Below are 17,281 nucleotides of genomic sequence, written 5' to 3'. Positions count from 1 at the left end.
GCGCTATGCGAGGCTACGCCTCGCGAGCGGATGCTAGTTCTTGGTGACCTCGTAGTAGAGGGGCACCGAGTTCCAACCGAACTGCACGTTGTTGACCGTGTCGGCCCACACACCCGTGACGTTCGAGTACCACAGCGGGACGACGGGCATGTCCTTGAGCAGGACTTCCTGTGCCTGCTGGAACTTCTTGTTGGCGTCGTCCACCGACGTGGCCTGGCCACCCTCCTTCAGCAGGGAGTCGAACTCCTTGCTGGTGTAGTCGCCGTAGTTCGAGCCGGCACCGGTCTGGTACAGCGGTGCGAGGAAGTTGTACAGCGACGGGTAGTCGGCCTGCCACCCGGAGCGGAATGCACCGGTCATCACGCGGTTGTTCTCGTCGTTCAGCAGCGACTTGAAGTCGGGGTACGACTTGCCCTCGGCCTTGATGCCCAGCGTGTTCGAGATGCTGTTCGTCGCCGCGTCGACCCAGGCCTGGTGGCCACCGTCGGCGTTGTAGGCGAGGCTGAAGACGGTGTCACCGTAGGGGCTGATGGCGTCGGCCTGGTCCCACAGCTTCTTGGCCTCGGACTTGTTGTAGTCGAGGACGTCGTTGCCCGAGAGCTTCTCGGTGTAGCCGTCGAGCACGGGCGAGGTGAAGTCCTTCGCCGGAGTGCGCGTGCCCTGGAAGATCACCTTGGTGATGTCTTCGCGGTTGATGGCCATCGAGATCGCCTGGCGGCGCAGCTTGCCCTCTTCGGACGTGCCGTCGAAGTGAGGCAGGTACTGCGGGATGGTGAACGACTGGAAGATCGCCGCGGCCTGGTTGACGTTGCGGTCGGGGAAGTCCGACGTGTACGTCTGGTAGTTGGCGTCCGGGACGGCGTCGTCGATGTCGAGGTTGCCGGCCTGGGCGTCCGCGTAGGCGGCGTCCTGGGTCGTGTAGAACTTGATCGTCAGGCCGCCGTTCTTCGGCGTGCGGTACCCCTTGTAGTCGGGGTTCGTGACGAGCTTGATGTCCTGGTTGTGGGTCCAGGCGCTCTTGCCGTCGAGCTTGTACGGGCCGTTGCCGACGGGGTTCTCACCGAAGGCGGCGGTGTCGCCGTAGAAGGATTCGGGCAGCGGCACGAAGGCCGAGTAGCCGAGACGCAGGGGCCAGTCGGCCTCGGGGGCGGACAGCTTGACCTGGAACTCGGTGTCGCTGACGACCTTGAGGTTGAGGTCGCTGTCGGCGTCGGCGCTGTAGCCGTCGATGTCGTCGAAGAAGTAGGACGCGCTCTGGGCGTTGCTGAGCTTCGCTGCCCAGTCCCAGGCCTTGGTGAACGACTCGGCGGTCACGTCGGTGCCGTCGGTGAACTTCCAGCCCGACTTGATCTTGACGTCCCAGGTCTCGTTGTCGTCCGACTTGATGCTGTCGGCGACGTCGTTCTGGATGGCGCCCTTGGCGTCGTACGTGACCAGACCCGCGAAGATCGAGTCGATGATCTTGCCGCCGCCGACCTCGGTGGTGTTCGAGGGGATCAGCGGGAACTGGGGCTCGCTGCCGTTCGTCGTGATGATGGCGGACGAGTTGCCGGATGTGCTGTCATCCGACGACCCTCCACTGGCGCAACCGGTCAGGACGAGTGCTGCCGTCCCGAACACGGCGACGGCCGAAAGGCCCATGCGCGTCTTCTTCAATGTTCCTCCTGATGCAGAAATGACGCAGCACTCAGCTTCGAGGGCCGTGCCGCGTTGGATGCAAGTACCCTAAGCACCCCCCTGGAGGTTCACCAAACCTCAGGGACAACGGTTACAAGACGGAAACCAACTTGGTGGATTTTTGCGTGGGTGTGCGGTTTGTTGCGCGGAGCTTCTGATCTATGCATGAATCCGCTGCCAGATTTCGGACAGCTGGCAGGTATTATCCGCATTCTCGATTTCGTCGACACGTGATGGTCAATAGGATCAGCGCGTGACCGAGAGAGACATCGCCGCCCTCACCCCCACGCGGCTGCGCGTCGAGATCCTGCTCGTCCTCGGGTTGTCGCTCGGCGCCTCCGCCGTGTATTCGGTCGTGTCGATCGTCAACCGGATCACGCGGGAACAGTCACTCTCCCAGCAGACGGCGACCCTCAACAACTCGCTCAGCGACCGCGCCGTCTTCGACCTGATCTATCAGGTGCTCGCCGTCTTCTTCGACCTCGTGCCGGTGGCACTCGTGGCGTTCCTGTTGTGGCAGCGGAGTCGACCCCACCTGGGACGTCTCGGCGTCGACTTCTCCCGGGCCGGCCGTGACAGTCTCGGCGGAGTCGGACTCGCCCTGGCGATCGGCATCCCCGGGCTCGGCCTCTACCTGGTCGGCAAGGCGCTCGACCTCACGGTCACGGTGGTGCCGACGAATCTGGCCGAGCACTGGTGGACCGTTCCCGTCCTCCTGCTCTCGGCCCTGAGATCGGGCGTCACGGAGGAGGTCATCGTCGTGGCCTATCTCTTCGCGCGCCTGCGCGACCTGGGCTGGAAGACGTGGCCGATCATCCTGAGCGCCGCCCTCCTGCGGGGTACCTACCACCTCTATCAGGGCTTCGGCGCGTTCATCGGGAACGCCGTGATGGGCGTCGTCTTCGGCTGGCTCTACGTGCGCTTCGGTCGCGTCCTGCCCCTCGTCATCGCGCATGTGCTGATCGACGCGGCCGTGTTCGTGGGCTACCCGTGGGCGGCCTCGACGTTCCCGGCGCTGTTCGGAGCACCGGGAGCGTGAGGCGACTCGCCCACCCCCGCAGCAGCGCCTCCTGATCTCACGGCAAAGTGGGGGTTGACACCCGTTCGGGGGGCGCGCCTAATGGAGGGCACGGCGGAGTCACTCGCCGCAGACGAACGGATCGACCGGGCCCTGGGGCCTCGGTCGATCCGGGACAGACCGTCCTCCCGGGTGCCATTCGGGACGGACGCCGTTACGCGAGTGCCTTCCGCACCACTCGGCGTCCGGCATCCGGGAGGACCACCTCCGCCGGCGGGCGACCGCCGGCCCGCGTCAGGCGAACGCCTCCACCGGAGGGCACGCGCAGAACAGGTTGCGATCGCCCCACGCCTGGTCGATCCGACGGACCGGCGGCCAGTACTTGCCTCGCACGAGGGACCGGACCGGATAGACGGCCTCGTCGCGGGTGTAGTCGGCCGACCACTCCCCCGAGATGACCGACTGCGCCGTGTGCGGCGCCCCGCGGAGCGGGCTCGAGTCGGCCGTCCACCGACCGGCCGCGACCTGGTCCGCCTCGGCCTTGATCGCGATCATGGCATCGACGAAGCGGTCGATCTCGGCCAGGTCCTCGCTCTCGGTCGGCTCGACCATCAGCGTGCCCGCGACGGGGAACGACATGGTCGGGGCGTGGAACCCGTAGTCGATGAGCCGCTTGGCGACGTCGTCGACCGTCACCCCGGTCGCCTCCCGCAGCGGGCGGAGATCGAGGATGCACTCGTGCGCGACCAGACCGTTGTCGCCCGCGTAGAGCACGGGATAGTGGTCGCGCAGTCGCGCCGCGACGTAGTTGGCCGCGAGAACCGCGGCGCCGGTCGCCTGGGTCAGCCCCTCCGTGCCCATCATGCGGACGTAGGCCCAGCTGATCGGCAGGATGCTCGGCGAACCGTAGGGGGCGCTCGACACCGGGACGCCGGCGTGTGCCAGACGCCCGGTGTCGGTCGAGCGCTCGGCACCGGTACGACGATCGGCCTGCTGGGCCAGAGGGTGGCCGGGCAGGTACGGCGCGAGGTGCGCCTTGGCCGCGACCGGGCCGACACCGGGGCCGCCACCGCCGTGCGGGATGCAGAACGTCTTGTGCAGGTTGAGGTGCGACACGTCGCCGCCGAAGTCGCCGAACCGGGCGAAGCCGAGCAGCGCGTTGAGGTTGGCGCCGTCGACGTAGACCTGGCCGCCGGCGTCGTGCACCGCATCGGTGATCTCGCGGATGTCGTGCTCGTAGACGCCGTGCGTCGACGGGTAGGTGATCATGAGCGCCGCGAGCTCGCCCGCGTTCTTCTCGATCTGCGCGCGCAGGTCGTCGAGGTCGACGTTGCCCCGTTCGTCGCACGCGACGACGACGACGCGCATGCCCGCCAGGACGGCGCTGGCCGCGTTCGTACCGTGCGCGCTCTGCGGGATGAGGCAGACCGTCCGTGCCGCGTCGCCGTTCGCGAGGTGGAACCCGCGGATGGCGAGGAGCCCGGCGAGCTCGCCCTGACTGCCCGCGTTGGGCTGCAGCGACACCGTGTCGTAGCCGGTCACCTCGGCGAGCCAGCCCTCGAGCTGACCGATCATGTCGAGGTAGCCCTCGACGTCGGAGGCCGGGGCGAACGGGTGCACGTCGGCGAACTCCGGCCACGTCACGGCGGCCATCTCGGTGGCCGCGTTGAGCTTCATCGTGCAGCTGCCGAGCGGGATCATGCCGCGGTCGAGCGCGTAGTCCTTGTCGGACAGGTGCTTCAGGTACCGCATCATGCTCGTCTCGCTGCGGTGCGTGCGGAAGACGGGATGCGTCAGGTAGTCGGACGTGCGGTGCAGGGCGGTCGGCAGACCCGTCGCGGCACCGTCCGCCGCCGTGTCCGCCCCGCCGAGCGCGTCGAGGCCGAGCACCTCGGCGACGGCGCGCACGTCGTCGATCGTGGTGGTCTCGTCGAACGACAGCCGGATGCAGTCCTCGTCGACGGCGTGCACGAGGTACCCGCGCTCGTGGGCGCGTGCGACCAGATCGGCCGCGCGACCCGGGGCGAAGATCTGCAGGGTGTCGAAGAACGTGTCGTTCTCGAGCTCGTAGTCGCTGTCGACGACGGCCGCCGCGAGGGTCGCGGCGTGCCCGTGGACGCGCTTCGCGATGTGACGGAGACCCCAGGGCCCGTGATACACGGCGTACATCGACGCCATCACGGCGAGCAGTACCTGCGCGGTGCAGATGTTGGACGTGGCCTTCTCGCGCCGGATGTGCTGCTCGCGCGTCTGCAGGCTGAGTCGGTAGGCCGGCTGGCCCGCCGCGTCCTGCGAGACACCGACGAGGCGGCCGGGCAGCTGGCGTTCGAGCCCGGTGCGCACGGCCATGAAGCCGGCGTGCGGACCGCCGAAGCCCATCGGCACGCCGAAGCGCTGGCTGGTGCCGACGGCGACGTCGGCGCCGAGCTCGCCGGGAGGCGTCAGCAGCGTCATCGCGAGGAGGTCGGCCGCGGCGACGGCGATGCCGCCCCTGGCGTGGACCGCGTCGAACACCGGTGCCGGGTTCCAGACGACGCCCGATGCGGACGGGTACTGCACGAAGACGCCGAACGCCTCGGGCAGCTCGGCAGGGTCGATCGACGACAGCTCGAGCTCGACCAGCTCGATGCCGACAGCCGCAGCCCGACCGGCGAGGAGCGCCTTCGTCTGCGGGAACGCGTCGGCGTCGACGACGAAGCGGTCGCTCGACGCCTTGGACGCACGCCGGGCCAGGAGCATGCCCTCGACGACCGCCGTGCCCTCGTCGAGCATGGAGGCGTTCGCGGTCGTGAGACCGGTCAGCTCGGACACCATGGTCTGGAAGTTGATCAGCGCCTCGAGCCGGCCCTGCGAGATCTCGGGCTGGTACGGCGTGTACGCCGTGTACCAGCTCGGGTTCTCGAGGACGTTGCGCTGGATCACGGCCGGGGTCACCGTGTCGTAGTAGCCGAGACCGAGCAGGCTGCGCGACGCGCGGTTGCGGTCGGCCAGCACGCGCAACTCGGCCAGCGCCTCGCGCTCGCCGATCGCGGCGGGCAGCACGCTCGACTCGACGGGGCCGGCCTGGATGCTGTCGGGGACGGCGGCGCGCACGAGAGCGTCGACCGAGTCGTAGCCGACGGCGGCCAGCATGGCCGCCTGCTCGACGGGAGGAGTACCGATGTGACGGTCGGAGAACCCCGTGGCGGCCTGGGTGTCCCAGCCGTCGAAGACGCCGCTCATTCGGCGGTCAGCGCGACGTACTCGTCACGGCTGAGGAGGCCGGCGGGCGTGCCCTCGGACAGGTCGATCTTGATCAGCCAGCCCTCGCCGAACGGGTCGCTGTTGACGAGGTCGGGGCTGTCGACGACGGCCTGGTTGACCTCGAGCACCGTGCCGAGGGCCGGCGCGTACAGTTCGCCGACCGACTTCGTCGACTCGATCTCGCCGACGACCTTGCCGGCCTGGACCTCGGCGCCCTCGGTGGGCAGGTCGACGTAGACGACGTCGCCGAGCTTGTCGGCGGCGTAGTCGGTGATGCCGACGGTCGCCGTCGACCCGTCGATGAGCAGCCACTCGTGCTCGGACGTGTAGTGCAGGGTGCTGAGGTCGGTCATGCCGATCCTTTCGACTGGGAGGTTCTCTCGACTTCGGATGATCTCGGGGAGGTGCGGGTACGGCCGGGGCCGCGGGCTCAGGAGCGCTTGTAGAAGGGCAGCGAGACGACGGCCGCGGGGATGGCGGTGCCGCGGACGTCGACGGCGAGGCCGGGGCCGCGCTCGACGACGTCGGGATCGACGAACGCCATGGCGACGGGGTGACCGAGCGTCGGCGACAGGGCACCGCTCGTGACCGTGCCGACGACGGTGCCGTCGTCGGTGACGACCGGGTAGCCCGCTCGGGCCGCGCGACGCCCCTCGAGTGTCAGCCCGACGAGCACGCGGGCGTCGGGGGCGGGATCGACGCCACCGCGGCCGACGAACGGCTTGGAGGTGTCGACCACGCGGCCGAGACCGGCCTGCGCGGGCCGCACGTCGAGGCCGAGCTCGTGACCGTAGAGCGGCATGCCCGCCTCGAGCCGGAGGGTGTCGCGGCTGGCGAGCCCGGCGGGAACGAGCCCCCGCGGGCCCCCGGCCTCGACCAGGGCCGACCAGAGGTCGGCGGCGACGGCCGGGTCGACGTAGAGCTCGAAGCCGTCCTCGCCGGTGTACCCGGTGCGGGCCAGGAGCACGGGCGAGTCGTCGAACGTCGCGCGCAGCACGCGGTAGTAGCGCAGGGTCGAGAGCGGCTCGTCGGGTTGCAGGCGGTCGCGCGTGACGAGCTCGTCGAGGATGCCCTCGGACTCGGGCCCCTGGATGGCGATCAGGGCGGTGTCGTCACTCTCGTCGTCGACCGTGACGTCGAAGTCGCCGATACGGGCGCCGAGTGCGGAGAAGGCCGCCTCGCGGTTGGACGCGTTCGCGACGACGAGGTAGTCGTGCTCGTCGAGTCGGTAGACGACGAGGTCGTCGACGATGCCGCCCTCGGCCGAGAGCAGGAGGGAGTACTTCGCGCGGCCGATGGCGATCGACGACAGGGTGCCCGCGAGCGCGTTGTCGAGGAACGCACCGGCGTCGGGGCCGACGACCGCGATCTCGGCCATGTGCGACAGGTCGAACAGGCCGGCCGCGGATCGGACGGCGTGGTGCTCGGCGAGGTCGGAGCTGTACCGCACCGGCATCTGCCAGCCGGCGAAGTCGGTGAAGCTGGCCCCCGCGGCGACATGGACGTCGTGCAGCGGGCTGAACCGCTCGTCGGTCGCGGGCTCGGCCGCGTCGAGATCGACGGAGACGTCGGCGGGAGTCTGGCCTTCGGAACGGGTCGGGTCGCCTGCGGCGGTCTGATCTGACATGCGGTCTACTCCGGGACGGGCCGGCTGCGAGTCGCTCACGGCCGGGGCGATGTCGTGCAGCGCCTGCACGACGGGGGCGTCGACGATCGACGGCTTGGCCGGCGATCGCGGACTCCCCCTCTGTCATGGGCCTGAGAGTTTCGCCGGCGGTCTGTCGACCGACCGGGTTTCACCGTGGGCGTTTCGGCGCGACCCGGTCTCTCGACCGGACCCGTGCCTCCTGCTTTTCAGAGTGGCCAGTTCGTCGCGGTACGCATACCTGAGAGATTGGCGGGGAGGCTTGCTCCTTCGGTGCCCGGCTTCGGCCGTGCGATGCACGGTCGACCGGGGCTCTCCCGCGACGTGTTGTGGCCCGATGTTCGATTGTGGCGTCAGCCTAGCGCGGACGTGTGTCAGCGAGGTTTCGTCGGGCGGGATTCGTCCCTTCAGGATGCATCGCCTACGCTCGGGGCGTCCAGCGGAGGGAGCCAGATCACGATGACCGTGCCGAGACGACGCCCCATCGCCGCCGCCCTCGCCGTGGCCGTCCTCGCCTCGCTCGGGCTCGCGGGCTGCGGCGCGATCGCCGACGCCACGACCTCGACGCCGCCCACCCGCGCGTCGTCCGGCGAACCCACGGCACCGGCCACCGGCCCCGACAGAGACGAGAGCGACGAACCCGTCATCACGTCGACGGCGGGATCGGACGCGACCGGGCGGGCCTGGACGACGTGCGTCGATCAGCTGATCTCTGTCTACAACATCAAGATGCTGCCGTCGACGTACTCGGAGCCCGCCGTCCAGCTCAGCGGCGACACGGCGGCCGTCACCGTGGACTTCGGCGATCAGCCGTCGACGGTGCGCACGCGATGCTTCGTGAGCGGGCTGTCGGGGACGCCGACCGTCGCGTCGTTCCAGGGGCCGCACGACGACGAGCTGCAGACCGAGCTCGCCGATTGGTGGGCCATGCCCGCCGACCCGGTCCGCTACAGCTTCCGGTGCGGGACGACGCCGACAGGCCCCGAGACCGGCGCCGAGACGACGTTCGAGACGCTGGCTGAGGTCTGGGCCTCGCGGACGGCGTTCACCCACTGCTTCGCGGTGAAGCACGGCACGACCTGGTCGGCGGACCAGGAGAAGGCGGCCCGCACGGCAGCGGCCGTCATGCCCAAGGGGCTCGACCAACTCGACTCGCTGTACGCGCAGTGCGCGCTCCGCGACAACGAACACGCGGCACGCGCCTCGTTGGCCGACGACGAGAAGGCGGCCGTGCGGGGCTTCCTCACGCTGTGCCCCGACCACCCCGAGGCGGAGAGACTCCGGGCGCTCTCGGCACGCTGAACGGTCGCCCGCACGACGACGCCCCGCCCGGCTCGGAGCCGGACGGGGCGTGAGGGTCAGCGGGTGACGGTCACATGGTCTCGGGGTCGGGCGAGCCGGCCGCCTGGTGCGCGGCGACGAGGTTGCGGACGTCGTCGGCGAGTTGGGCGACGCCCTCGGGCAGCATCTCGAAGCCCTCGCTGTTGCCCGGGTTCACGACGAGACCCGTCTGCGCCGGGATCGCCTGGACGAGCTCGGCCGCGGGCAGGATCGCCGAGTACTGGGCGACGCCCTTGACCTGCTCGCCGATCATGTCGGCGTGCGTGAAGGCGGCGAGCATCGGCGTGCCCTCGCGGTCGAACAGGACGGGCTGGAGGTCGTTCAAGGACTCCTGCGCGTCGGTGGCCGTGGGCACGACGACCTGGGCGTTGACGAACTCGGCGAGCACGGCGTTCATGTCGCCCTCACCCGCCTGGCCTCGGCTGATGGCCTGCTCGAGGGCGGTCGGTTCGCGGTTCTCTGTAGCGGTCATCGCACCACCCTGCCCGCGAAACCTCCGTATCGGCTCCGTACCCCGGGGCGTGTCGGCACGACGGGCCCTCCGGTACTGTGAGCCTCTCGACCCCCGAGGAGCTCCCGTGACGACGAAGGCCGTGTCCCTGTTCGCCCCCGCCGTCGCGCTCGCGATGCTGCTCGGCGGGTGCGCCACCACCGAGCCGGGTACGACGACGTCCTCGACGCCGGGCGCCGTCGCCACGACGCCCACCGGCACGGCACCGACCGGGCAGGCACCGACGTCGGCGCTGCCGACCACGACACCGCCCGCCCCCGCGACGGCCGAGGCGCACGAGGCGCCTCCCGCCTGGGACGCCTGCGTGTCCGCCATCCGCCAGCAGTACCCCGACCTCCCCACCCTCGACGACGTCTGGGCCTACGAGGACGACGACGTCCGCGACTCCGACACGGGCGCCGTGGTGGAGGTGCGGCTCGGCCACCTGGACGACGGTCGCGTCGCGAGCGCGTTCGTGTGTCAGATCTCGGGGACGCCCGAGGCACCGGTGGTGGACAGCGTGTCTCCCGTCGACATCTGACGCTCGCGCGTCGAGACCCACCCCTCAGAGCGAGGCCCGGCCGACCACCGCGGTCGCGTCGAGGTCGTCGTCGCGGACGACGTGTGCGGCGAGACCGGCCGACTCGATTAGCGCGCGCGTCGACGGTGCCTGGCGCTCACTCGTCTCGATGAGCAGCCGCCCTCCCGGTCGCAGCCAGCTGGCGGCCGCCCCGGCGACCCTGCCCTGCAGGTCGAGGCCGTCCGCGCCACCGTCCAGGGCACCTCGCGGCTCGTGGTCGCGCGCCTCGGGCGGCATCGTGGCGATGTCCTCCGTCGGCACGTAGGGCGCATTGGCCACGAGCACGTCGACCCGACCGCGTAGCGCGCTCGGGAGCCCGCCGTAGAGATCGCCGCCGACGACGCGATCGCCGGGCAGCCCCGGGTCGACGGCGCTGAGGTTGGCCCGGGCCACGGCGACCGCTCGGGGATCGATGTCCGACGCCCACACCTCGAGCCCGGGCTCGAGGACGAGCAGCGACACGGCGACGGCCGCGACCCCGCAGCACAGCTCGACGACGACGGCCCCGGGATGGAGCAACGCGGCGGCCTCGCGGACGAGCAGCTCCGTGCGGCGACGCGGGACGAAGACACCCGGCGCGACGGCGAGCCGACGGCCCGCGAAGCGGACCCAGCCGACCACCTGCTCGAGGGGCTCGCCCGTCTCGCGGCGAGCGACGAGCGCCTCGCGGGCCGGGGCGGAGAGGTGCCGGCGCCGCGCCTCCTCGTCGATCACGGCGGCCTCGTCCTCGGCGAAGACGCACCCGGCCGCTCGCAACCGCGCGACGAGGGCGGGATCGGCGACGGGCATGCTCGGAAGGTTAACCCCGGGAGGCGACCATGACGCGGCGCCGCGACCCGGGCGCCGGGACCCGGTGTCGGGGGCAGCGCGTAGGCTGACACGACTTGATGGCCTTGAAGGAGATCATGAAGCCGTTGACTGAGACCGACATCCGTGAGTCGTTCGTGAACGCCATGCCCGGCGACCTCGACCGCCTGCCCATCCCGGGGCTGCACGAGATGATCTGGACCGACCGCGAATTCTTGGGCTGGCGCGACCCGCAGGCCCATCTGCGCGGCTACATCGTGCACTGGATGGACGACCGGCCCGTGGGGCTCGTCGTGCGCTCGTCGGGTGCCTCGTTGCGCCCCGGCATCGCCGCCATGTGCTCGATGTGCCACTCGCCGCAACCGGCGACGCAGGTGCGCCTGTTCACCGCCCCGCGCGCCGGCGAGGCGGGGCTCAACGGCAACACGCTCGGCACCTACATGTGCGAAGACCTGGCGTGCTCGTTGTTGATCCGCGTGGCTCCCCCGCACCTCAACCCGCCGGAGCAGATCGCCCGTCGGGCCGCGGGGCTGACCGAGCGCATGCAGGGCTTCACGACCACGGTCATGGAGACGGCGTAGCCGAGCGGCGGCGACGCAGCAGCGCGATCGGCGTCTGCACGAACAAGACCAACAGCGACGAGATGCCGACGCCCGGCACCGTCGCGGCGATCAGCAGGGCTAGCGCCATCACGGCCGTCGGCTCCCACCGACCCGGCAGCAGTCGTCGCCGGGGACGGTCACGAGCCTCGTCCGTCAGCAGACCGTCATGCCGCGCGGACGACTCGACGATGGCCAGGGCGATCATCGACACGAGCATGGTGCCGATGTAGAGCACCGACGCGAGCCGGTCGTCGCTCTGGTCGACCTGGACGAGCAGCACGGTCGGCAGGGGCAGGAAGACGATGCTCGAGAGCCAGACGAAGTTGAACCAGACCACGACGCGCGAGTAGTCCGTGACGGACTCGAAGAGGCGGTGGTGCTGCCGCCAGAACGCGGCGATGACGACGAAGCTGAGGGCGGCGGCGGCCAGCGGGCCGGCGTTCGCGTGGAGGAACTCGGCGACGCTCTCGGCCTCGACGTCTCGGGCCGAATCGACCAGGGGAAGGATGATGAGGGTGATCGCGATGGCCGCGACGGCGTCGCTGAAGTTGACGAGCCTGTCGAGGCCGCGTTCGCTGTGCATGGTCCATTGACCCGCACCTCGGCGACGGGTGTCAACGTCGGGGCGACCCGAGGCACCGCACAGACGGAGGCGCTAGCGTCGGCGACGCCGTCCACCGTCACACGAGAGAGAGTCACGATGTCCGTCGTCAAGATCAATGCCATTCACGTCCCCGAGGGGCACGGAGCCGAGCTCGAGAAACGCTTCGCCGCCCGCAAGCACTCCGTCGACGGTGCCCCCGGCTTCGAGGGTTTCCAGCTATTGCGCCCGGTCAAGGGCGACGAACGCTACTTCGTCGTCACCACATGGGACACCGAGGAGAGCTTCCAGCGCTGGGCGGCCGACGGAGCCAAGGCCGCGCACGGGCAGGGCTCCGGCCACGGCGCCCACGCCTCGGACGCGCCCGTCGACGGCACGGCTGCACCGGCCGAGGCGCCGGCCGCGCCGAAGCCCGTCGCGACGGGTGCCGACCTGCTCGAGTTCGAGGTCGTGGAGCTCTAGAACCCTCGCGCGACGAGGAGGCGCGGGTCGGCGACCGCAGGCCGGCCCGCGCTGGCCGGCGCCTCGTCACCCGCCCCGGATCGCCCGTGTTACGAGCCTGTAAAAGTCTCTCCGGGTCGCCCCGAACCGTCGGGGACGCCGGTCTCGAGGTGGTTGACTCGTCGCGTGTTCGAGATCGCCGACCGACTGCTCGCACGGCTCGACGCCGGCGAGGCCGTGACCGTGGCCACCGCCGTCTCGGCGGTCGGCAGCGCCCCGCGCACGGTCGGAACCTCGATGGCGGTGCTGTCGGACGGCAGCGTCGTCGGCAGCATCTCCGGCGGCTGCGTCGAGGGGGCCGTCTACGAGACCTGCCTCGCCGTCGCCGAGTCGGGTGTGCCCGATCTGCAGACGTTCGGCTTCACCGACGAGGACGCCTTCGAGGTCGGCCTCAGCTGCGGCGGGCGCATCGAGGTGCTGACGACCCGGGTCGAGCCCGGTGATCGGGTGCTGCTCCAGGCCCTTCGTGACGCGTCCTCGGGGCGGGCGGCGCGCCTCCTCACGGTCGTCGGCGGACCCCGGTCGGGCCGGCGCGTGACGAACCGGGACGACTGCGCGGACGAGCGCGTCTTCACCGAGCGATCGGACCCGCCGCCCCGCCTGATCATCGTCGGAGCGGTCGAGTACGCCGTCGCGCTCTGCAACGCGGCGTCGACGGTCGGCTACCGCGTGACGGTCTGCGACGCCCGGCCCGTCTTCACGACGCCCGAGCGGTTCCCCGCCGCCGAGCAGGTCGTGGTGGAGTGGCCGCCGCACTACCTCGCCCGCACCGAGGTCGACGAACGGACGGTGGTGGCCGTGCTGTCGCACGACGACCGCTTCGACGCGGACCTGATCGAGGTCGCCCTCCGGCTCGATCTCGCCTACGTCGGCGCGATGGGCTCGCGATCGACCCACGAGCGCCGTGTCACCGAACTGCGGATGCGCGGGGTCGCGGGGCTCGACCGTCTGCACTCCCCCATCGGGCTCGACCTCGGCGCCTCGACACCGGAGGAGACGGCGGTCTCGATCGTCGCCGAGATCCTGGCCGCGCGCTCGGGTGCGACGACCGAACCGCTGCGGCACACGACCGGCGCGATCCACCGCCCGTCGAGCGTCGTCGCCGCCCGCCCCTAGTCGCGAGAAACCCCGGTGCGGACGATGAACCCCGTTCATCGGGGTTCATCGTCCGCACCGGGGTTCGAGGCGGGGGGGGCGTCAGCCGAGGCGGGCGGCCAGGTCTTTGTCGGTCGGCTCCACGAGGTGCGACCCGTCGGGGAACACGACGACCGGGATCTGCGTGCGACCGCTGATCGCATAGGCACGATCGGCGCCGTCGGCGACCGCCTCGACGTCGACGTAGTCGTACTCGACGCCTTCGCGGTCGAGCAGCGCCTTCGAGCGGCGGCAGTCGCGGCACCAGTCGGCGCCGAACATGAGGATGCGGTCGGGAGCAGCGTCAGTGGCCATCGGACCAGAGTACGCCGCCCCCGATGGGCACGACCCGAGTCAGTACGAGCTGGACCCCGTGGAGGCGCGGGTGTCGTCGCCGAGGAGGGCGCGGGACCCCGAGACACCGAGCCGGGTCGCACCGGCCGCGATCATGCGGCGGGCGTCGTCCAGGGTGCGGACCCCGCCGGAGGCCTTGACTCCGAGCTTGCCGGCGACGGTCTTCGCCATCAGGGCGACGGCGTGCTCGGTGGCGCCACCCGCGGGGTGGAACCCGGTCGAGGTCTTCACGAAGTCGGCGTCGGCGTCGACCGCGGCCTGGGACACGGCGACGATCTCGTCGTCGGTCAACGCGGCGGACTCGATGATGACCTTCAACACGACCGGCTTCGGGATCGCGTCCCGCACGGCCCGGATGTCGGCCTCGACCGTGTCGAACAGGCCGGCTTTCGCGGCGCCGATGTCGATGACCATGTCGACCTCGTCTGCGCCCTGGGCCACCGCCTCCTTCGCCTCGGCGGCCTTCACGGCGGAGGTGTGCTTGCCGCTGGGGAACCCGGCGACGACGGCGACCTTCAGGTCGGCGCCGGTGGGGATCGTCACGGGCAGCATCGACGGCGACACGCACACGGAGTAGGTGCCGAGGTCGACGGCCTCCGCGATCAGGGCGTCGACGTCGGCCGGGGTGGCCTCCGGCTTGAGGAGGGTGTGATCGATCAGACGCGCCACATCGGCGGCGGAAACGATGGAATCGGTCATGAGGAGTGCCTTTCAGACGTTCAGGCGCGCTTGCTGCGCTGGTCGAGGATGTGGTTCATGATGAGCGCGGCGACGAGGATCACGCCGGTGACGACCATCTGGAAGAACGAGCTGAGCCCCATCAGGTTGAAGAGGTTGCGGAGCACCGACAGCAGCAGCACCGCGATGAACGTGCCCATCACGCCGCCCTTGCCGCCGAACAGGCTCGTGCCGCCGAGGACGACCGCCGCGATGGCGTCGAGTTCGAGGCCCTGGGAGGCGGTGGGCTGACCGATCGTGAGGCGCGCCGTGAGCAGGACGCCGGCGAAGGCCGCGAGGGCACCCGAGACCACGTAGACGCTCGTGAGGATCAGGTTGACCGGCAGACCGGACAGGCGGGCGGCGTCCTTGTTGCTGCCGACGGCGTAGATGTACTCGCCGTAGGTGGTGCGCTTGAGCACGAGCCCGACGACGACCGCCACGATCACGAAGATGACGCCGACGACGGGGATGCCGGCGATGGTGCCCGCGCCGAGGAACTGCAGTCCGATCGGGATCGGGGCCGTGGTGGGCGTGCCGTTCGTCGTCAGGTAGGTGAGACCGCGGACGCTCTGCAGCGCGGCGAGCGTGACCATGAACGCGGGCAGGCGGAGGTAGGCGCTGAGCCCGCCGACGACCGTGCCGCTGAGCACGCCGGTGAGGATCGCGAGCAGCATGGCGAGCGGCCACGGCACGCCGAAGCCGATCAGCAGGGCCACCACCATGCCCGAGAGCGCCGCGACGCTGCCGACCGAGAGGTCGATGCCCGCGGTCAGGATGACGACGGTCATGCCGATGGCGACGATACCGGTGAGGCTCGACTGCTGCAGCAGGTTGGCGAGGTTCTGCTGGCTCAGGAACTGCGGCGAGATGATCGACGCGACGATGAACAGCGCGACGAAGATGAACAGCAGGTTGAAGCGCACGATGATGTTCTGCCGACGGGCGCGCGTCGTCGCGGCGGTGACGGGGGTGAAGGTCGGGTTCGGGCCCGGGGTCTTCCGGTCGAGGAGGTTAGTCATTGGAGTCGATGCTTCCTGTGACGACGGCACGGGCGATCTGCGCCGAGGGAGTGGTTCGGGGTGAGTAGTTCGCGACGTTCCGGCCCTCGTGGAGGACCCAGATGCTGTCGCAGTTGTCGGTGAGCTCGGAGAGCTCGCTGGAGGCCATCAGGACACCGACGCCGCTGTCGGCGAGAGCCCTGACCTGGGCGAACAGGTCGGCCTTCGCGCCGACGTCGAGACCGCGGGTCGGCTCGTCGAGCAGCAGCAGGTCGATACCGCGGGCCATCCACTTGGCGAGGACGACCTTCTGCTGGTTGCCGCCCGAGAGCTGGCCGACGGCCTGGTCGACGCTGGCGAACTTCACGCCGAGGTCGGCGAGAGGGGCCCGCGAGGTCCGCCGGGCCGACGACGCCGGGTTGAGGCCGAACGGCTTGAGCGCGGCGAGCCCGGCGTTGCGGAGGATCGACAGCTCGAGCAGCAGGCCCTGGCTCTTGCGGTCCTCCGGCACGAGGCCGATGCCGGCCTTGACCGCTCGACGCGGCGTCATCGACGAGTAGACCTCGCCGCCGTACGTCATGTCGAGGGAAGCGGGGTTGTCGCCGAACACGGCGGCGAGCAGCGTCGACCGGCCCGCGCCGCCGAGGCCGGCCAGGCCGACGATCTCGCCGGGCCGGACGGTCACGCCCTGGATGTCGAGCACGCCGGGGAGGTGCGCGCGACGGATCTCGAGCAGCTCGCCGTGCCCGGCGAACTCGCGACGGTCGACCGACGCCTCGGCGAGCTCACGCCCGATCATGGCGTCGACCAGCTCCTTCTTCGACACGTCGGCCACGGAGAACACGCCGACGGTCTTGCCGTCCCGCATCACGGTGGCGCGATCGCCGATGGCCTTGACCTCGTCGAGGCGGTGCGAGATGTAGACGATCGACTTGCCCTCGGCGACGAGCTCGCGCATCACGTCGAAGACCGCCTCGAGGGCGTGCTCGGTGAGGGTGGCGGACGGCTCGTCCATGACGATGATCCGCGCCTCCGACGTCAACGCCTTCGCGATGGCCGTCAGCTGCTGGTCGGACACCGACAGGGTGCGGACGACGTCGGTCGGCGAGAAGGTCGCGCCGACTCGCGTGATCGCCGCCGCCGCGAGCTCGTTGCGGCGACGGGCCGAGACGAGGGGCCCGCGGCGGGGAGCGTGCCCGAGGAAGAGATTCTGGGCGACCGTCATGTCGGGCACCAGGTCGAGCTCCTGGTAGATCGTGTTGATGCCGGCGCGGACGCCGTCGAGCGGGCTCGAGAGCACGACGACCTCGCCGTCCAGGCTGATCGTGCCGGCGTCGGGGGTGTACGAGCCGGAGAGGATCTTCATCATCGTGCTCTTGCCCGCGCCGTTCTCGCCGAGCAGGCAGTGCACCTCGCCGCGCGCCACCTCGAGGGTCGCGCCGTCGCAGGCCCTCGTGCCGGGGAAGCTCTTCTCGATGCCCTCCATGCGTAGGGCCGGGATGTCGGACGGCGGTCGGGGCACGGCGGTCGGGCCGGTCAGCACGGCCGATGGGGTCTTCGTCGACGCCAT

The 17,281-nt window shown here is 70.4% G+C and carries 17 protein-coding genes and 1 riboswitch; of the genes, 6 read left to right on the top strand and 11 right to left on the bottom strand.

Features of this window, described 5'->3' with window-relative positions; translation table 11 throughout:
• Positions 1 to 33: 33 nt before the first annotated feature.
• Positions 34 to 1,641, bottom strand: a complete 1,608-nt coding sequence (locus ACPEEZ_RS04250; protein WP_423923144.1) for a peptide ABC transporter substrate-binding protein — start codon at positions 1,639 to 1,641, stop codon at positions 34 to 36.
• 289 nt (positions 1,642 to 1,930) lie between these two features.
• Between ACPEEZ_RS04250 and ACPEEZ_RS04245 the strand changes: the two genes are divergently transcribed.
• Positions 1,931 to 2,716 (top strand): CPBP family intramembrane glutamic endopeptidase, encoded by a 786-nt coding sequence (locus tag ACPEEZ_RS04245; protein WP_423923142.1) that lies wholly within the window; start codon positions 1,931 to 1,933, stop codon positions 2,714 to 2,716.
• 273 nt (positions 2,717 to 2,989) lie between these two features.
• Here ACPEEZ_RS04245 and gcvP read toward each other — a convergent pair whose 3' ends face one another.
• From gcvP to gcvT, 3 genes are all read right to left on the bottom strand, one after another.
• Entirely contained in the window at positions 2,990 to 5,917 is a 2,928-nt protein-coding gene (gcvP, locus tag ACPEEZ_RS04240; RefSeq protein ID WP_423923140.1) for an aminomethyl-transferring glycine dehydrogenase, read from the bottom strand.
• Positions 5,914 to 6,291: a glycine cleavage system protein GcvH gene (gene gcvH, locus ACPEEZ_RS04235; RefSeq protein WP_423923138.1), complete on the bottom strand. Its 378-nt coding sequence runs from the start codon at positions 6,289 to 6,291 to the stop codon at positions 5,914 to 5,916. Before gcvH ends, gcvP begins: the two co-directional genes overlap by 4 nt.
• Positions 6,292 to 6,368: 77 nt before the next feature.
• Positions 6,369 to 7,565: a glycine cleavage system aminomethyltransferase GcvT gene (gene gcvT / locus ACPEEZ_RS04230; RefSeq protein WP_423923136.1), complete on the bottom strand. Its 1,197-nt coding sequence runs from the start codon at positions 7,563 to 7,565 to the stop codon at positions 6,369 to 6,371.
• A gap of 237 nt (positions 7,566 to 7,802) precedes the next feature.
• Positions 7,803 to 7,913: riboswitch (glycine riboswitch) on the bottom strand.
• 129 nt (positions 7,914 to 8,042) lie between these two features.
• On the opposite strand from gcvT, the gene ACPEEZ_RS04225 reads away from it, so the two are divergent.
• Complete coding sequence (locus ACPEEZ_RS04225) at positions 8,043 to 8,885, top strand: hypothetical protein (RefSeq protein WP_423923134.1); 843 nt, start codon at positions 8,043 to 8,045, stop codon at positions 8,883 to 8,885.
• 70 nt (positions 8,886 to 8,955) lie between these two features.
• Here the strand turns inward: ACPEEZ_RS04225 and ACPEEZ_RS04220 are convergent, their stop codons facing one another.
• On the bottom strand, positions 8,956 to 9,396 hold the full coding sequence (locus ACPEEZ_RS04220) for an SseB family protein (RefSeq protein ID WP_423923132.1): 441 nt from the start codon (positions 9,394 to 9,396) through the stop codon (positions 8,956 to 8,958).
• Positions 9,397 to 9,502: 106 nt separating this feature from the next.
• Between ACPEEZ_RS04220 and ACPEEZ_RS04215 the strand changes: the two genes are divergently transcribed.
• Complete coding sequence (locus ACPEEZ_RS04215; RefSeq protein ID WP_423923130.1) at positions 9,503 to 9,955, top strand: hypothetical protein; 453 nt, start codon at positions 9,503 to 9,505, stop codon at positions 9,953 to 9,955.
• A gap of 24 nt (positions 9,956 to 9,979) precedes the next feature.
• Here ACPEEZ_RS04215 and ACPEEZ_RS04210 read toward each other — a convergent pair whose 3' ends face one another.
• Positions 9,980 to 10,783 (bottom strand): putative protein N(5)-glutamine methyltransferase, encoded by an 804-nt coding sequence (locus ACPEEZ_RS04210; RefSeq protein ID WP_423923128.1) that lies wholly within the window; start codon positions 10,781 to 10,783, stop codon positions 9,980 to 9,982.
• Positions 10,784 to 10,899: 116 nt separating this feature from the next.
• On the opposite strand from ACPEEZ_RS04210, the gene ACPEEZ_RS04205 reads away from it, so the two are divergent.
• The gene (locus ACPEEZ_RS04205) at positions 10,900 to 11,382 is read left to right on the top strand and encodes an FBP domain-containing protein (protein ID WP_423923126.1); all 483 of its coding nucleotides are present in this window, start codon (positions 10,900 to 10,902) and stop codon (positions 11,380 to 11,382) included.
• Here the strand turns inward: ACPEEZ_RS04205 and ACPEEZ_RS04200 are convergent.
• Positions 11,366 to 11,986, bottom strand: coding sequence for a TMEM175 family protein (locus tag ACPEEZ_RS04200; protein ID WP_423923124.1), 621 nt, complete (start codon positions 11,984 to 11,986; stop codon positions 11,366 to 11,368). The two genes, ACPEEZ_RS04205 and ACPEEZ_RS04200, sit on opposite strands and share 17 nt — an antisense overlap.
• A gap of 117 nt (positions 11,987 to 12,103) precedes the next feature.
• Between ACPEEZ_RS04200 and ACPEEZ_RS04195 the strand changes: the two genes are divergently transcribed.
• On the top strand, positions 12,104 to 12,466 hold the full coding sequence (locus tag ACPEEZ_RS04195; protein WP_423923122.1) for an antibiotic biosynthesis monooxygenase family protein: 363 nt from the start codon (positions 12,104 to 12,106) through the stop codon (positions 12,464 to 12,466).
• A 165-nt stretch (positions 12,467 to 12,631) separates the two neighbouring features.
• Entirely contained in the window at positions 12,632 to 13,621 is a 990-nt protein-coding gene (locus tag ACPEEZ_RS04190; RefSeq protein WP_423923120.1) for an XdhC family protein, read from the top strand.
• A gap of 81 nt (positions 13,622 to 13,702) precedes the next feature.
• Here ACPEEZ_RS04190 and ACPEEZ_RS04185 read toward each other — a convergent pair whose 3' ends face one another.
• Genes ACPEEZ_RS04185 through ACPEEZ_RS04170 form a run of 4 tightly spaced genes read right to left on the bottom strand, consistent with a single transcriptional unit; the run spans position 13,703 to position 17,281 of the window.
• The gene (locus tag ACPEEZ_RS04185) at positions 13,703 to 13,954 is read right to left on the bottom strand and encodes a glutaredoxin family protein (RefSeq protein ID WP_423923118.1); all 252 of its coding nucleotides are present in this window, start codon (positions 13,952 to 13,954) and stop codon (positions 13,703 to 13,705) included.
• A gap of 39 nt (positions 13,955 to 13,993) precedes the next feature.
• On the bottom strand, positions 13,994 to 14,692 hold the full coding sequence (gene deoC, locus ACPEEZ_RS04180; RefSeq protein WP_423923116.1) for a deoxyribose-phosphate aldolase: 699 nt from the start codon (positions 14,690 to 14,692) through the stop codon (positions 13,994 to 13,996).
• A gap of 20 nt (positions 14,693 to 14,712) precedes the next feature.
• Positions 14,713 to 15,732, bottom strand: a complete 1,020-nt coding sequence (locus tag ACPEEZ_RS04175; protein WP_423923114.1) for an ABC transporter permease — start codon at positions 15,730 to 15,732, stop codon at positions 14,713 to 14,715.
• Entirely contained in the window at positions 15,725 to 17,281 is a 1,557-nt protein-coding gene (locus tag ACPEEZ_RS04170) for a sugar ABC transporter ATP-binding protein (protein WP_423923112.1), read from the bottom strand. The genes ACPEEZ_RS04175 and ACPEEZ_RS04170 overlap by 8 nt, the downstream gene beginning before the upstream one ends.

Origin of the sequence: Frigoribacterium sp. 2-23 (assembly GCF_049601585.1) — a bacterium.
Taxonomy (GTDB): domain Bacteria; phylum Actinomycetota; class Actinomycetes; order Actinomycetales; family Microbacteriaceae; genus Frigoribacterium.
The sequence above is the reverse complement of the archived record's forward strand: the minus strand, read 5'-3'. Positions and strand labels throughout refer to the sequence as shown.

Coding starts and splice junctions, on each gene's coding strand:
- ACPEEZ_RS04250 (WP_423923144.1), bottom strand. CDS start 1,641: ATGGGCCTTTCGGCCGTCGCCGTGTTCGGGACGGCAGCACTCGTCCTG.
- gcvP (WP_423923140.1), bottom strand. CDS start 5,917: ATGAGCGGCGTCTTCGACGGCTGGGACACCCAGGCCGCCACGGGGTTC.
- gcvH (WP_423923138.1), bottom strand. CDS start 6,291: ATGACCGACCTCAGCACCCTGCACTACACGTCCGAGCACGAGTGGCTG.
- gcvT (WP_423923136.1), bottom strand. CDS start 7,565: ATGTCAGATCAGACCGCCGCAGGCGACCCGACCCGTTCCGAAGGCCAG.
- ACPEEZ_RS04225 (WP_423923134.1), top strand. CDS start 8,043: ATGACCGTGCCGAGACGACGCCCCATCGCCGCCGCCCTCGCCGTGGCC.
- ACPEEZ_RS04220 (WP_423923132.1), bottom strand. CDS start 9,396: ATGACCGCTACAGAGAACCGCGAACCGACCGCCCTCGAGCAGGCCATC.
- ACPEEZ_RS04210 (WP_423923128.1), bottom strand. CDS start 10,783: ATGCCCGTCGCCGATCCCGCCCTCGTCGCGCGGTTGCGAGCGGCCGGG.
- ACPEEZ_RS04205 (WP_423923126.1), top strand. CDS start 10,900: ATGAAGCCGTTGACTGAGACCGACATCCGTGAGTCGTTCGTGAACGCC.
- ACPEEZ_RS04200 (WP_423923124.1), bottom strand. CDS start 11,986: ATGCACAGCGAACGCGGCCTCGACAGGCTCGTCAACTTCAGCGACGCC.
- ACPEEZ_RS04195 (WP_423923122.1), top strand. CDS start 12,104: ATGTCCGTCGTCAAGATCAATGCCATTCACGTCCCCGAGGGGCACGGA.
- ACPEEZ_RS04185 (WP_423923118.1), bottom strand. CDS start 13,954: ATGGCCACTGACGCTGCTCCCGACCGCATCCTCATGTTCGGCGCCGAC.
- deoC (WP_423923116.1), bottom strand. CDS start 14,692: ATGACCGATTCCATCGTTTCCGCCGCCGATGTGGCGCGTCTGATCGAT.
- ACPEEZ_RS04175 (WP_423923114.1), bottom strand. CDS start 15,732: ATGACTAACCTCCTCGACCGGAAGACCCCGGGCCCGAACCCGACCTTC.
- ACPEEZ_RS04170 (WP_423923112.1), bottom strand. CDS start 17,281: ATGGCGTCGACGAAGACCCCATCGGCCGTGCTGACCGGCCCGACCGCC.